This window comes from Bradyrhizobium sp. AUGA SZCCT0177 (assembly GCF_018130125.1).
Classification (GTDB): domain Bacteria; phylum Pseudomonadota; class Alphaproteobacteria; order Rhizobiales; family Xanthobacteraceae; genus Bradyrhizobium.
In genome coordinates this window covers 1-15,791 of sequence record NZ_JAFCMA010000065.1, presented here as the reverse complement: position 1 = coordinate 15,791, position 15,791 = coordinate 1, and the positions used below count along the sequence as shown (strand labels likewise).

At 64.0% G+C, this 15,791-nt stretch carries 12 protein-coding genes; 5 read left to right on the top strand and 7 right to left on the bottom strand.

The window, feature by feature from the left end; translation table 11 throughout:
- The coding region (locus JQ597_RS37195) for a Bug family tripartite tricarboxylate transporter substrate binding protein (RefSeq protein WP_212270344.1) at positions 1-791 on the bottom strand (791 nt) is incomplete at its 3' end.
- Positions 792-1,074: 283 nt separating this feature from the next.
- Between JQ597_RS37195 and JQ597_RS37190 the strand changes: the two genes are divergently transcribed.
- From JQ597_RS37190 to thrS, 3 genes are all read left to right on the top strand, one after another.
- Positions 1,075-2,262, top strand: coding sequence for a CaiB/BaiF CoA transferase family protein (locus JQ597_RS37190; protein WP_212270343.1), 1,188 nt, complete (start codon positions 1,075-1,077; stop codon positions 2,260-2,262).
- 168 nt (positions 2,263-2,430) lie between these two features.
- Positions 2,431-3,468, top strand: a complete 1,038-nt coding sequence (locus JQ597_RS37185) for a transglycosylase SLT domain-containing protein (protein WP_212270342.1) — start codon at positions 2,431-2,433, stop codon at positions 3,466-3,468.
- A 251-nt stretch (positions 3,469-3,719) separates the two neighbouring features.
- Positions 3,720-4,910, top strand: a complete 1,191-nt coding sequence (gene thrS / locus JQ597_RS37180; protein WP_212270341.1) for a threonine--tRNA ligase — start codon at positions 3,720-3,722, stop codon at positions 4,908-4,910.
- A gap of 13 nt (positions 4,911-4,923) precedes the next feature.
- On the opposite strand, the gene JQ597_RS37175 is transcribed toward thrS, so the two are convergent.
- The gene (locus tag JQ597_RS37175) at positions 4,924-6,156 is read right to left on the bottom strand and encodes a caspase family protein (protein ID WP_212270340.1); all 1,233 of its coding nucleotides are present in this window, start codon (positions 6,154-6,156) and stop codon (positions 4,924-4,926) included.
- Between the two features lie 295 nt (positions 6,157-6,451).
- On the opposite strand from JQ597_RS37175, the gene JQ597_RS37170 reads away from it, so the two are divergent.
- Positions 6,452-7,621, top strand: coding sequence for a DUF2336 domain-containing protein (locus tag JQ597_RS37170; protein WP_212270339.1), 1,170 nt, complete (start codon positions 6,452-6,454; stop codon positions 7,619-7,621).
- A gap of 181 nt (positions 7,622-7,802) precedes the next feature.
- Here JQ597_RS37170 and JQ597_RS37165 read toward each other — a convergent pair whose 3' ends face one another.
- The 5 genes from JQ597_RS37165 to JQ597_RS37145 all read right to left on the bottom strand — a co-directional run bounded on the left by JQ597_RS37165 (position 7,803) and on the right by JQ597_RS37145 (position 13,136).
- A complete protein-coding gene (locus JQ597_RS37165; RefSeq protein ID WP_212270338.1) occupies positions 7,803-8,381 on the bottom strand; it encodes an Hpt domain-containing protein in 579 nt (192 codons plus the stop codon).
- A gap of 27 nt (positions 8,382-8,408) precedes the next feature.
- A complete protein-coding gene (locus JQ597_RS37160; protein ID WP_212036134.1) occupies positions 8,409-8,954 on the bottom strand; it encodes a response regulator in 546 nt (181 codons plus the stop codon).
- Positions 8,955-9,251: 297 nt separating this feature from the next.
- Positions 9,252-10,031 (bottom strand): NAD kinase, encoded by a 780-nt coding sequence (locus tag JQ597_RS37155; RefSeq protein WP_212270337.1) that lies wholly within the window; start codon positions 10,029-10,031, stop codon positions 9,252-9,254.
- Positions 10,032-10,153: 122 nt separating this feature from the next.
- Positions 10,154-12,283, bottom strand: a complete 2,130-nt coding sequence (locus JQ597_RS37150) for an adenylate/guanylate cyclase domain-containing protein (protein WP_249148471.1) — start codon at positions 12,281-12,283, stop codon at positions 10,154-10,156.
- Positions 12,284-12,473: 190 nt separating this feature from the next.
- Entirely contained in the window at positions 12,474-13,136 is a 663-nt protein-coding gene (locus JQ597_RS37145; protein ID WP_212270335.1) for a hypothetical protein, read from the bottom strand.
- A gap of 322 nt (positions 13,137-13,458) precedes the next feature.
- Here JQ597_RS37145 and JQ597_RS37140 point away from each other — a divergent pair, with 322 nt between their 5' ends.
- Positions 13,459-15,054, top strand: coding sequence for a S10 family peptidase (locus JQ597_RS37140; RefSeq protein WP_212270334.1), 1,596 nt, complete (start codon positions 13,459-13,461; stop codon positions 15,052-15,054).
- The last annotated feature ends 737 nt before the right edge of the window (positions 15,055-15,791 follow it).

The following is a 15,791-nucleotide window of genomic DNA, read 5'->3' as shown; positions in this document are numbered from 1 at the left end:
GTTCCGGTTGGTACAGCGAAGGTGGTGAATGCGCGCAGGTCGTAGAAGTCGCCGACGGCGCCCTGTTCAGTCATTGTGGGCGTGTCCGGATAGGGTGGCAGGCGGCTGCCTACCACGCCGATCAGGTTGCCGGTTCCCGCCTGTATGACGGGTGCTGCTGCGGCATAGCTTCCTGCGGCGCCATCCAGCGTCTGCCCCGCGATGTCATTCCACATCGGCGCCTCGCCGCGGTATTGGACGACCTGAAATTGAATGCCGTATTGCTTCGCCATTGTCGCTATGAGGACGTGCGGCGTCGAACCCACGCCGTACGATCCCCAGTTCAGGCTGCCGACCTTTTTTGCGTACTCGATGAACTCTCGAAGATTTTTTGCTCCCGTCTTCTTCGCCGCCACCACCGGACCCCCGGCGCCGCTGACCATCGTAAGATAAATGAAGTCTCTTTCAGGATCGTAGGGAAGGTCTTTCACCGTAAGACGGTTTTGGATCAGTGACGAAGAAATCGTGCACAGGATGGTGGTACCGTCAGGTTCTGCGCGTTTCGCTTCCGCCACGCCGATGACGCCGCCTGCGCCGGCCTTGTTTTCGACGATGACCGTCTTTCCCACTTGCCGCGCCAAATAGTCGCCGAAAGCGCGCGCGATGCCGTCCGTCTGGCCGCCCGCCGGATACGGCACGAGAATGCGAATCTGGCGGGTGGGCCACGAGGATTGCGCCTCGGTCTTCACGGACGGGGCGCAGAGCATCGTCGCCGAACCAGTCACGAACATTCGCCGTGTCAGCTTTTTCATTTTCCTGCCTGTTGTTTTCTTGTCTATCGTTCGACTGCGAAGACTAAGCGGGGGTGAGAAGTAGCACGGGACCCCCCGTGGTTTGGTGGACGAGTATAGCCGCAATGTCATTCAGGCGAAGCCCGTTGAGGTCAGGCTGATATTCCGCACGGTGGACTGTGTCCGCTTGGCAGGACGCCGAACTCTGGACGATCACTCTTGCTGGCCGAGGCATGCTAGCGGTTGCCGCCTTGCCGCGGAAATCATTCCCTGTAATCTGGCGGAAACATAAAGGGAAAGTTCGATGGGAGGAGTTCTGGAGGGCGTGCGCGTCCTGGATTTCGGGCGCTATATCGCGGGGCCGTATTGCGCGACATTGCTGGCCGAGTTTGGCGCCGAGGTCATTCGCGTGGAAAAACGCGACGGCAGCGAAGATCGCTTTGTGGCACCGGTCGGCGAAGGTGGCGAAGGCGCACTGTTTCTGCAGATCAACCGAAACAAGAAGTGCATCACGCTCAATCCGATGAAGCCGGAGGGACAGGAGGTGATGCGTCGGCTGGTTGCAACTGCGGACGTGGTCGTCGCCAACCTGCCGCCGCAGACTCTGCGCGCCATGAAGCTCGATTATGATTCATTGAAGGCGATCAAGCCCGACATCATCCTCACGACGGCAACGGCATTCGGTGGGCCGGGGCCTTGGTCCGACCGCGTCGGCTTCGACGGTGTCGGGCAGGTGATGTCGGGTTCGGTGTACATGACCGGCGCCGGCGATCCGCCTTACCGGGCCGCGGTGAATTGGGTTGATTTCGGAACCGCGCTGCACTGTGCGTTCGGGACGCTTGCTGCTCTGATTGAACGCGGAAAATCCGGGCGCGGGCAGATCGTCGAGGGCGCGTTGCTTGCAACCGCGTTGTCTTTCACCAACGCAACCTTGATCGAGCAGGCAGTGATCAAGGCCAATCGCGTTCCGACCGGCAATCTCGGCCAGACCGCTGCGCCGGCCGACATTTACCGCACCCGGGACGGCTGGGTGCTGTGCCAGGTCACGGGTCATCCGCTGTTCATTCGCTGGGCAAGGCTGATGGGCGAAGAGGACCAGTGGCTAAGCGATCCGCGCTTTGCCGACGACATCAAGCGCGGCGACAACGGCCCTGTCATCAGCGAACGGATGGCGCGCTGGTGCGCCGAGCGCACCACGCAGGAAGCCGTCGACACGCTGGGCGGAGCGATGATTCCGGCCGGACCGGTGCTCAGCCCGCAACAGGCGCTGGATCATCCGCATATTCGCGCCGCCGGCTTCATGCAGGATGTCGATTATCCCGGCCTGCCGGTACCCGCACCGGTCGTACGAGCTGCTGTCCGGCTGTCGGAAACGCCGGGTGAAATCGTGTCACGTCCGCCGATGCTTGGCGAGCATACCGATCTTGTCCTGGCCGAACTCGGCTATGACCCGGCTGCAATTGCGGCGCTTCGACAAAGCGGTGTCATTTAGCGGATAACATCGGCGAATTCGCCGGGATTCCGGGCCTGCGCCAAGGGGTACGACCCACTTAACCTCCCATTAACCATACTTGTCCCAGTGTGGCGCAGTATTGGGCGCTGATTGCGATTTTCGCACAGGCCGCGCGGTCGTTTCGCGGGGAGCGGGGCACCAGGAAACATGTCGGTCGACACATTGAACGCCACGGCAGGTGTCGATCCAACGCGCACGAAGATCGCGGGCTCGATCAAGCAGGCTGCCTCGGCCACCGGCGCCAGCTTCGAATATCTGCTCACCACCGCCAAGATGGAATCCAACTTCAACCCGAAGGCGGCGGCGACCACCTCGTCGGCGCGCGGGCTGTTTCAATTCATCGACCAGACCTGGCTCGGCACCGTCAAGGAAGCCGGCAGCCAGCTCGGCTACGGCAAATATGCCGACGCCATCACCAGGAATCCGTCCGGCAGCTATTCGGTCAGCGACCCGACCGCGCGTGCGGAGATCATGAAGCTGCGCGACGATCCGCAAGCCGCGTCGTCGATGGCGGGGGTGCTGACCCAGTCGAACAGTTTCAAGCTCACCGGCAAGATCGGCCGCCGCCCGAGCGACGCCGAACTCTATATGGCGCATTTCATGGGCGTCGGCGGGGCGGGAAAACTGATCTCGAGCGCCGAGGACAATCCGCAGGCTTCCGCGGTGCAGATGTTTCCGGCCGCCGCCGAGGCCAATCGCTCGATCTTCTACGATCGTTCGGGCCGCGGCCGCAGCGTCTCCGAGGTCTATTCGGTGCTGAACTCGCGCTACGCCAGCGCCGCCAGTTCGCCGGCCACCCGCACCGCGATGGCGGCGGTCGGCGGTGACCTGCCGCGCCGCGTGACCGTCGCGAGCGCCACGCAAGCGACGTCCGCGACACAGGCTGCACCTGCGATCGATAACGCGGCCTATCTGTCGAGCTTCCCGGATACCCGCAGCGTGACGCCGGTCGCCGCGACATCGCAGACTGCCTCCGCGCAGCCCGAGCCGATCTTCCGCTCGCTGTTCCAGGCCGGTGAACGCAGCCAGCCGATTTCACCTGCGGTCCAGGAATTGTGGGGCAGGGGTTCTTCACTCACGTCGGTCGCCTCAGCGACGCCATCGGTATCGGGACAGAAGCCCGAAGTCCGCGCACCGGGCCGGCTCGATCTGTTCAGCGATCGCAACGGCACGTTCAGCAGCTAACGCTGCTTGGGGCGCGCCAGGCGGCTGGCGTTGACGCCTGAGCGATTTGCCGCCATATACAGCGCATGAATAAGCTTCGATCAGCCGCAATGACCACCACCGCGACCGCCTACGGCGAGTCGCCTGCTGGTTGCGCGCGCTAGAGACAAGCGTACTTCACCCAGAAAAGGCCCCGCCGGCGACGGACGGGGCCTTTTCTGGTTTTTGATGGTCCCCGTCCACGCTTTTTCCTCTTCACAAGGAACATAGCCATGGACAATCTCGACCACAGAAATCTCGGCGTACAGCTCAAACTCTGGCACCTTCAGGAGGATGCGCCGGGCATGGTGTTCTGGCATCCACGCGGCTACGCGATCTATCGGGTGCTGGAGGACTATGTCCGGCGCAAGATGCGCCGCGCCGGGTATGCCGAGGTGCGGACGCCACAGCTGCTGCCGAAGGAGCTCTGGGACCGCAGCGGCCACTGGGACAAGTTCGGCGAGCACATGTTCAGGGTCGACGACGGCGAGCAGGCGATGGCGCTGAAACCGATGTCGTGCCCGTGCCACGTGCAGATCTTCAACACGGGGCTGCGCTCGTGGCGGGAGCTTCCGGTCCGCTATGCCGAGTTCGGCGCTTGCCACCGCAATGAGCCTTCCGGTTCGCTCCACGGCATCATGCGGACGCGCGCCTTCGAGCAGGACGACGCGCATGTGTTCTGCCGCGAGCAGGACGTGGAGGGTGAAGTCGCGTGCTTCATTGCCCTGCTGGGCGAGGTGTATCGAGACCTCGGGTTTCCCGACCACGAGGTGGCGCTGGCGACGCGGCCGGCGGTGCGCGCCGGCGACGACGCGAGCTGGGACTGGTCGGAGGCGAAGCTCTGCGATGCCGCGCGGCAATGCGGCCTCACGCCTCACATCAACCCCGGCGAAGGCGCGTTCTACGGACCGAAGCTGGAATTTGCGTTGCGCGACCGGCTGGGACGATCCTGGCAGTGCGGCACAGTCCAGCTCGACAGCGTGCTGCCGCAGCGGCTCGAGGCGTCCTACATCGCCCCCGACGGCAGCCGTGCGAGGCCCCTGATGATCCACCACGCCATCTTCGGATCGCTCGGCCGCATGATCGCGATCCTGCTCGAGCACCATGGCGGCGTGCTTCCGTTCTGGCTGTCACCGGACCAGGTCGCGGTGGCGCCAATCTCGAAAGACCAGGCCGGATACGGCGCGGACGTGCTGGCGGCGTTTTGGAATGCCGGGGTCCGGGCCGTTGCCTATGACGGCGCCGACACCCTTTCGCGACGCATCGTGGCGGCGCATGAAATGGCAGTGCCGGTGATGGCCGTCGTCGGCGGGCGCGAGATGAGGGACGGCCGGGTAAGCTTGCGCGAGCGCGACGGCTCACAGGCCGACGTTCCGCTGGCCGAGGCGGTGTCTCGCCTGCAGGCGAGGGCCTGGCCACCCTAAAAGCAGACATCGACTACCTCTGCGCCGACAGCGTCTTGCCTTGCTCATAAAATATCTTGCCGCCATCGGCACCAAACCTGATGCCGTATTCGAACGATGCGGTGCCCGAGGACTTCTTGCCGTTCGATGGATTGGAATGGCTGAATTCCAGCGCACCACTGATCTGGCAGCTTGATCTCGCCTGGTCGCACGAGGTTCGTATCGTATCCATCTGCAGCCGGTACGATCGGTTCGGCCAGTTCTTGACGTATCTCTCCTTGTCCTTGAGGACTTCGTCGCGAGCCGTTGATTTTCCATAGTAATCAATTCGCTCGTCGAGCGACCGGCGGGCGTAGTTCATAAAATCGGCCGTGCTGCCCTGCGACTGCTTCATGTCCTCGATGACAAAGGCGGTCGCGCGCTGCTCCAGTGCGGGATCGATCGCTACCGGCCGCGGCGGCGCAGACGGCGCCACGACGCTTTGCGGCGGCGCTGCGACCGGCGCGTTCGGCGTCGTGCTTGCGAAATAGAACGAGCCGTCGATCGGCGAGGAGGAAACCCAGGGCTGCTGCGATCCGCCGGTCGCGCGTTTCACCTGCAGGCCGACCTGATTGAAGGTCTGGAAGATGTCGAGCCCCGGCTTCTGGATCGCCTGCGCCAGCGCCGACGTATAGGGACTGTTGCTGCCGGTGCCATCGAGCGCGACGTTGCCGGGCTGGGTGGCGTAGGACAGCAGCGTTCCCTCGGGCGCGCGCAGTTGTGCAAGGCCGCTCTCCGTACTGCGCAATCCGCGCCCGCCAAACGGATTGTTGCGGCAGGCATCGAGGATCACGAGGTTCAGCTTTGTCCCGGATCCCTCCATCTGCCGAAGCACCAGGTTGACGTCGACCATCTGGAAATCGACATCGGCTTCCTTCACCGGATTGGCCGAAATCGGAACCAGATAATTGACGTTGCGGACCTGCACGCCGTGGCCGGCGTAATAGAACAGCGCGACATCGGCGCCCGTCAGCTCGTTACCAAAAGTCTGGATCGCGCGATCGAACGCCGGCTTGTCGAGATCGATCTGCGCGCGCCCGCCGACCAGGATGAAGCCGACCTTGCGCAACGTCTCGGCGATCAACGCCGCATCGTTCCTGGGGTTGGCGAGCGGGCTGACGCTTTGGTAGTTGGAATTGCCAACCACCAGCGCGATGCGCTTCTCCGCCCGGCAGTTCACGGTCGAAACGACCAGCAGCAATATCGAAAAAACAAAAATTGAGCGCATGCCTACGCCTCGCCCAGTGGAAATATCAGGAGGTAGTTAGGCAAGGATTGGCGCCTCTTGTCGAGATGGTTCGCATCAAGAGAACGCGTCAAATCCGGGCGGTTTCGGCGCTCGCGCCAGCGGTGCGCGGCGAGGCCGGTTATCTAACACCCGGCCGCCCGCGCGCGTTCCCTTAACGAAACGTCAATAATCCCAAACGTTTATGGTGAACCCTTTGTTAAGCGTCATGGTTTATTTTCTATGACAGTGGCACCGCGTCACGGTGTCGTTTCGGGTTGCGTAGGCCGGCTAGACCATGATCGTTCGGCAGTTCATCAGTTGGATACGTACCGCGCCGGCAGGCGAGCGGGCAGAGGCGACGCGGTCTTTGGCGCGGGCCTGGTTGATTTCCGATCTCTCCGAGGACGATCGCGCCGCCGCCGAAGGCGCGCTGTTGATGCTGCTCGACGATGCATCCCCGCTGGTCCGCCAGGCGATGTCGCAGGTGTTCGCGCGCAGCGCCGAAGCGCCCGCCGCGATCGTGCAGGCGCTCGCGCTCGATCAGCCGTCGATCGCGCTACCGGTACTCGAACATTCCCCGCTGCTGATCGATGCCGACCTCGTCGACATCGTCGCGACCGGCAACAGCGAGACGCAATGCGCGGTCGCCCGCCGGGTCAATCTGCCGCCATCGGTATCCGCTGCGATTGCCGAAGTCGGCTCGCCGGCCGCCGCCCTCGAACTGATCGAGAACGCCTATGCGGAGCTGGCGCCGTTTTCCTGGGACCGCATCGTCGAGCGTCACGGCCATCTCGCCGCGATCCGTGAATCGATGCTGGTGCTGGAGGGCTTGCCGTCCGCCACGCGCATGGCGTTGGTCGCCAAATTGTCCGACACGCTGGCGCAATTCGTCGTCGCCAAGAACTGGCTGAGCCCGGACCGGGCAGGGCGGCTCGCCAGCGAAGCGCGCGAGCGCTCGACCGTGAACATCGCGGCGCGTTCGCGCGGCGAGGACATGCAGGGGCTGGTGCAGCATCTGCGCGCCACCGGCCAGCTCACCGCGGGCCTGATCCTGCGCGCGCTGTTGTCGGGCAATCTCGAACTGTTCGATGCATCATTGGCCGAATTGTCCGGCCTGCCGCACGCCCGCGTCACCGCGCTGCTGCACGACCGCGGCGGCGCCAGCCTGCAGGCGCTGTTGATCCGGGCCGGCCTGCCGGAATCCACCTTCGCCGCCTTCAAGATCGCGCTCGAGGTCAGCCACGAGACCGGCTATGTCGACACGTTGGGTGGTGCGGCGCGCCTTCGCCGCCGCATGGTCGAGCGCGTGCTGACCCATTGCGAGACCGACCGCAAGGCCGCCGAGCCGCTGCTGATCCTGCTGCGCCGTTTTGCAACTGAATCGGCGCGTGAAGAAGCCCGCCAGTTCTGCGACGAACTCGCCGCAGAGGACGCGATCACGCACGACGATCTGATCGCGGCGTAAGCCACGCTCCAGCAACACATCCTATGTCGTCCCTGCGAACGCAGGGACCCATACTCCGCGGCTTTATCCATGGAGCGATGTGGTCGCAATCTTTTCCAACAAATCAGGACGGTGGCTATGGGTCCCTGCGCCCGTGCGCAATTGCGCACTAGGCAGGGACGACGAGTCGATAAAGCTCGCGTTATTCCGTCGGAATAATGCTCGGCGTCAAAATCGCTTCGAGATGCTCGGGGCGGTCGCGGTTGGCGTGGGTCAAAAATTCGTCGGCGATGCCGCGGAGCGAACGGCTGAGCACGCCGGCGGTAGCCGCGGTGTCGAGCTTGGTGCGCTCACGGACGATGGCCTGAATGGCGTTGATGTGATGCCTGATCAGATCCGACGGCACCTGGTCGAGATCGGGCGCGTGTTCGATGATGCGGCACAGGCTCTCGGCGGCGGCGCCCGCGGAGGGAAAGCCGAATGTCGCGGCGTCGCCCTTGATGTCGTGGGCGGCGCGAAACAGTTCTTCGCGGGCGTCGTCGGTGAAGCCGCTGCGCAGGATGGCGGCGTGGGCGGCGGAAAGCCGGTCGGCTTCGATCGTCATCCAGTTCTTGAATTCACCCGATAGCCCGGCCAGCGCTTTCTCCGCACGCCCGACGGGATCGTCGAGGTCGGATTCGGGAACGCGCAGCAGCACCTTGCGCAAGGGATTTGGCTGCGTGATCACGTGGTGATCGGCGAAGCTCGTGACCTCCAGCTTCCCGGGTTTTTCCTTCGCCATGATCGATTCCTCGCGGTGTGTCGCGCGTTAGACGCTGGATCGCGCCTTGTCGAGCAGCGACGGCTGCTGCATCACTTCCATCTCGCCGCCAATGCGGCGTTCGGGGCCGATATAGGCATTGTTGGTGTTGCGCCGGCGGTCCGGTCCGAAATAGGTCTTGGTCTTGATGAACGGCCGCGGGTTGGCGACGACGTTGAGGATGCGCTGATAAAGCCCCTTGGCTGAGATCGGCTTGGCCAGGAATTCGGTCACGCCGGCGTCGCGCGCGACGGTCACGCGGCGCTTGTCGGAATGGCCGGTCAGCATGATGATCGGCGCGTAGGGGTTGCCCTTGGAGTCCGGTTGCCGGATCATCTGTGCCAGTTCGAGTCCGTCGAAGATCGGCATCGCCCAGTCGGTGATGACGATATCGGGAACATAGTGGGTGTACATTTCGAGCGCGGTGGCGCCGTCCTCGGACTCATAAGCCTCGCGCGCGCCGAACGAGTGCAGCAGCGTCCGCAGGATGCGGCGCATATGCGGGTTGTCGTCGCAAATCAGAAACCGCAGCTTGTTGAAATCGATGCGATACATGGTCCGGCCCTAAAGCGCATACCGGGCAACACGGTACACCCGGCGTTAACCATATCGCGGGGCCGGTTAACGAATGGTTGCGAAGGGGCGCGGCAGGGGATCTGGCGGCAGCTTATGTCACCGCTCTATCAACACGTCGTCCCGGCCTTGAGCTCAGATGCGCAATTGCGCATCGGGGGACCCATACGCCGCGGCGCTCATTGTTAAGGAAGATGTCTAACGCCTGCGCTCTCACCGAAGGGCCGCGGCGTATGGGTCCCGGCGTTCGCCGGGACGACAGCCTAATCGGGACGACAGCTAATGCCCGAACTGCTCGCGCAGGATGCGTTCTTCGAGGCTGTGGCCGGGGTCGAACAGCATCCGCATCGAGATCGACTTGTCGGACAGCACCTCGACGCGGCGGACGTCGCGCACTTCGTCATGGTCGGCCACGGCTGCGACCGGACGCTTGCCGCCCTCGAGCACTTCGATCACGACGAAGGCGGTGTTGGGGAGCAGGGCGCCGCGCCAGCGCCGCGGCCGGAACGCGCTGATAGGCGTCAGCGCCAGCAGCGCCGCGTTGATGGGAAGGATCGGCCCCTGCGCCGAGAGGTTATAGGCGGTGGAGCCGGCCGGCGTCGCCACCAGAATGCCGTCGGCGATCAGTTCGGCCATGCGTTCGTGCTCGTCGATCAGGATGCGGACATGCGCGGCCTGATAGGTCTGGCGAAACAGGTACACTTCATTGATGGCGTGATGCAGATGCACCTGATCGTGGATATCGGTCGCGCGCATCAACAGCGGATTGATCAGCGTCTCGCGCGCCGCGGCCAGCCGGCCATGCAGGTCGTGCGTGGAGAATTCATTCATCAGAAAACCGACGGTGCCGCGATGCATGCCGTAGATCGGCTTGCCGGTCCGCATGTACCGGTGCAGCGTTTCCAGCATCAACCCGTCGCCGCCGATCGCCACCAGGATTTCGGCCGTGTCCGGGGCGTGATTGCCGTAAAGCCTGGCCAACTCCGCCAGTGCCGCCTGCGCCTCCGCGGAAGCGCTCGCAACGAAGGCGATGCGGTCATATCGCTTGGGGCTGGCCATCGGATTGCGGGCTCATGGTGGCGCCGGATTGCGCCGCGCTCGTCTATACACCTTGGCGGCGCTTGTCGAGATGGAAGGGCGCCCCGCCAGGGATGGTAACCCAAGCCGAAGGGCCGGAGCGGCTATTTCTCCTGCAGGGTTCGGATCGGATCCCAATCCTTATCAGGCGGATTTTCAGCCAACTTCCGGGCGCGCTGGCTGAACAGCTGTGCCGGCCGGTCGATCTCAGCCGAACGTTCGAAGCATTTTGCGGCAAGCTCGAATTCCCGGGCGCGCCAATGCGCAAGTCCGTCGGCGTAATGGGCGATCGGCGCCTGCCGGGAAGCGCCAAGTCCGGTCGAGAGCGCCAGCAATTCGTAGATTTTCAGCGCCTGGTTGCGTCCCTTGACTCTGATCGCATCGAGTTCGCGCCAGGCGAAAGCGTCGCCGGCAAGGGCCACCGTCGTCTCCGAAGCGATGACGGTCGTGCCGTAGAATTTGTTGGCGCCCTCCAGCCGCGAGGCGAGGTTCACCGCATCGCTCATGACCGAGTAATTGAAGCGCCGCCGCGATCCGAAATTGCCGACCAGCGCCTCGCCGGAATTGATGCCGATCCGCTGCGCCAGTTTGTGTTCGTGGAAGAGCGCCGAGGAGGCGTTGAGCTCGGCCAGGCGGGTGCAGCAGTCCAGCGCGGCGCGCGCCGCATTGGCGGCATGGTCAGGATCGTCGGCCGGCGCGCCAAACACCGCCACGACGGAGTCGCCGATATATTTGTCGACATATCCGCCATGGCTTTCGATGACGTCGGTCATGACAGAGAGATATTCGTTCATCAGCTCCATCAGGCTGTCCGGCGACATCTTCTCGGCGATCAGCGAAAACCCTTCGATGTCGGAGAAGAACACCGTCACCTCGCGGGTCTCGCCGCCGAGCTCCGGCAGTTTGTTCGACGACAGCATCCGGTTGATGACGTGCGGGGCAAGGTACAGCGCAAAGCTCTTCTGCAGCAGGCGGCGATCCTTGTCGGCGACGACAAAGCGGAAACCGATCGTCGAGGCCAGCGCCATCAGGCTGGCGAGGAACGGCTCGGCGACCGGGAGCGCCAGCGCGTGGTTGAAGGCGAGGGTGGCGCCGGCGATGCCGGCCACGATCATGACCGCCCAGGCCGTCGCCGCGACGAGCGGTCTGAGCTGCCACGCGGCGAAGGCCGCCAGCGCCGCGAATACGGCCGCGATCAGGAAGCGCGACAGCGGCCCCGGTTCGACCACCGCGTTGCGCGAGATCAGATTGTTGACCGCGGTGGCGTGGATATAGACGCCGGCGATCGTGCTGGTCCTGAAGGCGGCGGAGACCGGCGTGCTCTCGGCCGCGCAGCGCGGCGTGCGCGCGCCCTCGATGCCGGTCGCAAAGCGCTTGGATGTCATGCGCCGGTCCTCGATATCGAGAACGGTGCCGAAGATGACGACCTTGCCGTCGAACCAGCGCCGAAAATAGTCCTTGTCGTCCTTGACCGCGCAGTTGCGCAGGTCGGCAAATGAAAAAGTCGGAATGTCGGCCGCGCCGCCCTCGAAATTCAGGGTCAGCGTGTTCGGCACCCGGCCTGGGATCCGGTAACCGCCGAGTGTCATCCGGCCATTCTTGTCGAATTCGGGAGCCGCGCCCATCGCGCGCGCCGCCAGTTCGACCGCCATCGAGGGCACCTTTGCTCCGTTGATAGGAAATGTCAGCGGCATGCGCCGCACCACGTCGTCATGGTCGGTATGAACGTTGAGGGGGCGGATGTTCTGCTGCTGCCGCACCGCGATGCGCTGCCCGGCCGAGGGCCTGACCGGCTGGTTGCCGCCGAGCGTTTCGCCCAGCACCACCTTGCCGTTGACTGTCGCGCCGGCCAGCGCGCGCAGGAAGTCGCGGTCGAAGCCGCGCACCTTCGTGCCCAGCATGTTGTCGCCAAACGGGATCTCCGACTGCTCGATCGATGTCGGGATCACCACGTCGAAGCCGGCGACCTTGGCGCCGCCTTCCAGGGTCGCGGCCAGCACGCGGCCGATCTCCCCGGTCCAGGTCAGCATCGGCGAGCCCTTGAACGGGGCGGTGCGCAGGCTTTCCTCGTCGATCGCGATGACGACCGTCGGAGATGCCGCCGGATCCTGCCTGCGGCCAAACACCTCCCAGCGCAGCGCGGTGAGGATATCGAGCGAGAGCCCGCGGATCGGCCTGACTGCGGGAGAAACCGAGGCCGCCGCGCAGACCAGCGCGATGGCGGCGATCACCATCTGGTTGCGCGTGCTGCGCCTGATTCTCAGAGTCTGACTCCAAAAGCGACTAATAAAATCGGGCATCGGTATCTAGCTCGTCATGCCCGGGCTTGTCCCGGGCATCCACGTCTTTTCAGTCTGACGGCAACCAAGACGTAGATGGCCGGGACAAGCCCGGCCATGACGAAAGATGGAATGTCCGGCACGCCTAGTCCAGCCGCAGCAGCCGGCCGACGATCGGCGTCGCGCCAGGTTGGGCCTGCGCGTCGACCCGGAACACGATTTCCGACGATTTGAACGAGGCGGCGTAGAGACCGCCGGGGACGAGTGCGACGTTCTCGCCGGCGAAATCGACGAACTTGCCCTTGAGCTGGGTGCCGCCGAGCGCGATCTGGTGACGCTCGCCGGCGACGTCGAGCCGGCGCACGACCAGCGTGCCGCGGCCCTTGGCCTGCACGAACGGCGAGGCGCCGTAAAGCGTGAGCTGCGGCGCGGGCAGCGAAGCGGTTGTGGCGCTGCGGAGCAGGGTGGCGGCGACCGCGCTGGTGTCCTTGGTGGTGGCGTTGGCCTGGTTGGAATCGCAGTTCGTCTTCTCCGCCTTGAGGACGGCTTGATCGACGATGCTCTCCTCGTTGCCGACGACAACGGTGCCGGCGCCGGTGATGGTCTCGCGCCGGCAGGACTTCAAATAGCTGAGCACGACGGAGCCGCCGTCTGCGATCTTGATGACGGACCGGGCCGTCACATAGTCCATGAATTCGGCGCCGGTCACCTTGCCCTTGATGTCCTCGACCACCGCAACCGGTGAATCTGCCGCGGCGGGAGAAGCCAGCGCCAGCAGGCCGAGGCAGGCAATAATCGCACGTTTCATTTTGGTCCCCATTGGAAAGCGCAGGTTCTTTAGTCTTGCCAGCGCCAAAATGGTTTCATGGATGAATCAAAAATAATTGGCCGGGTCCGCCGGCGGAACCGACCGATATCACCTAACGGTCGGCGAGGACAACCATGGCGATGCGGCGGACAAGCCCCATGCAGATCGCTTTCACGCAATACTGTCGGGATTGTGATGCCAGCGGATTTCGTCCTGTTGTAGCACAGCCCTTCTGTCGCCATCCCAGGCTGAAATCCGTGGCCCAACCGCGCGGCGCAGGGAGCAAGTGGCACCGGGGGCAAGTGAGAGGGAGCAGGACGTCATGGCTTTTCGCTTCACGGCACGGCGTCATATGCAACTCGCCATCACGCTTGTGATGCTGTCATGCGTGGCCGGCGCGCGCGCCCAGGACGCAAGCCCGACGGCCGTGCAGCCACAAACCACCGCGACGCCGACGCCGGGTCCAACACTCCCGCCGCAGCCGCCGCAAGGACAGAAGGGCGGGGGACGGCGCGGTGACGCCGCCACGCCGCAGCCAGTTTCCGATCAGCACCGGCTGCCGCCGGATTCCACCACCAGACAGACGCTGGCGCTGCCCGGGCGCACGCTGGCCTTCACCGCGACCGCAGGTTCGATCCGGCTGTTCGACGAAAAAGGCGAGCCGCAGGCCGACATCGCCTACACCTCCTACCAGCTCGACGGCACCGATCGCGGCACGCGGCCGGTCACGTTCCTGTTCAATGGCGGGCCGGGCGCTTCCTCGGCGTGGCTGCAGTTCGGCACTGCCGGACCGTGGCGGCTGTCGATTACAGGAGATGGCGCGATTGCTTCCGCTTCGCCCGAGCTTGTGCCCAACGCCGAGACCTGGCTCGACTTCACTGATCTGGTCTTCATCGATCCCGTCAGCACCGGCTATAGCCGCTTCGTCGCGACGGGCGAGGACGCTCGCAAGCGGTTCTTCAGCCTGGATGGCGACGTCAGTTCGATCGCGTTGGTGATCCGGCGCTGGCTCGAAAAATACGACCGGCTGCTGTCGCCGAAATATGTCACCGGCGAAAGCTATGGCGGCATCCGCGGCCCCAAGATCGTCCGCAACCTGCAGACCCAGCAGGGCGTTGGCGTGCGCGGGCTGATCCTGGTCTCTCCCTTGCTCGACTACCGCGAGTTTTCCGGCTCCAGCCAGCTGCAATACGTCCACAGGCTACCCACCATGGCCGCGGTGGCGCGTGAAGCGAAGGGTCCGGTGAAATGGTCCGATCTCGCCGACGTCGAACGCTACGCGCGCGGCGAGTTTGTGAGCGACCTGCTCAAGGGGCAAGCGGACACCGAGGCCACCAACCGGCTCGCCGACAAGGTCGCGTCGTTGACCGGCATCGATCAGGCCGTGAGCCGCCGGCTTGCCGGACGCTTTGAGGTCGGCGAATTCCGCAGGGAGTTTGACCGCCGCAACGGCCGGGTGACCGGACGTTATGACGCGTCGGTGTCGGGCTTCGATCCCTATCCGGATTCCGACTCCTCGCATTTCGGCGATCCCTCCGGGGATTCGCTGATGGCGCCGTTGACCAGCGCCGCCGTCGATCTCACCACGCGCAAACTGAACTGGCGGCCGGACGGCTCGTACCATCTGCTCAACGACAGCGTCTTCCGGTCGTGGGATTTCGGCCGCGGACCTGCCGAGTCGGTTTCCCAGTTGCGGCAGATTCTCGCGCTCGACCCGAAAATGAAATTGCTGGTCGGCCACGGCCTGTTCGATCTCGCCACGCCGTATCTTGCCTCGAAGATCATCCTCGACGGGTTGCCTGCCTTCGCCAGCCCTGCTCGCGTGAAGCTCGTCGTCTATCCCGGCGGGCACATGTTCTATTCGCGCGATGCGGCACGGCAGGCGTTTCGGAGCGAGGTGCAGGGGTTGATGAAGTGAGCGGGAGTCGCAAACTGCCGTCATTGGTAGCTTGTCGCGGTATGGATTGCTTCGCTTCGCAATGACGCCTGTGCATCACCGTAATTCGTCTTGGGAGATCGAGTGAACAATCCGCGCGAGGCGTGAGTCTCCGTCTTGATCGGCGCTTTTTCGTACCTACATGCGCTGTGCGGCAGCGCCTCGCGCTGTCGCTGCCCTCTTTGGGGGCGTTTCCTCCCTAGACTTGGGCCGCTTGTTCATTCAAGCGGCCCTTTTTTGTTTGCGTGCACGGGTATGCGACAAATCAACCCGACGGGCAAATCAGTTCTGATTTACGGAATTAGTGTCAAGCCCCGAAATAAAAAATATTTCTGTTTACCAGAAGGAAAATCAGAGGCATATTTCCCGCCATCCCGTCCTACTCAAAAGGGCGTCGGCCGTCGTCACGGACGTTGGACGGGTTGCGGTGGACGCTGGTTTACGCCTCGACGACGGCGTGGATAAGCGTACGGCAAAACCGTGTGGTCCTGGCGCCCGTTGCTGGCGTCAAGCCGTCGGCTAAGCGCAAGCTGAACCGGTGGTGACGGAGTCAATCAAGAACTCGTCTCCGGGGAGATCACGGCATAAGCCGTAAAGCCATTGCGCAGGGAAGGCCGGGTGTTCTCCGCTGCCCTGTATGCTCGTGTGCACTTTGTTTTGTGCAAACCGCACGCGAGACCGCGGGTGCAGCGCGCACCCGGTCTTCCCTGCGCCCTCTT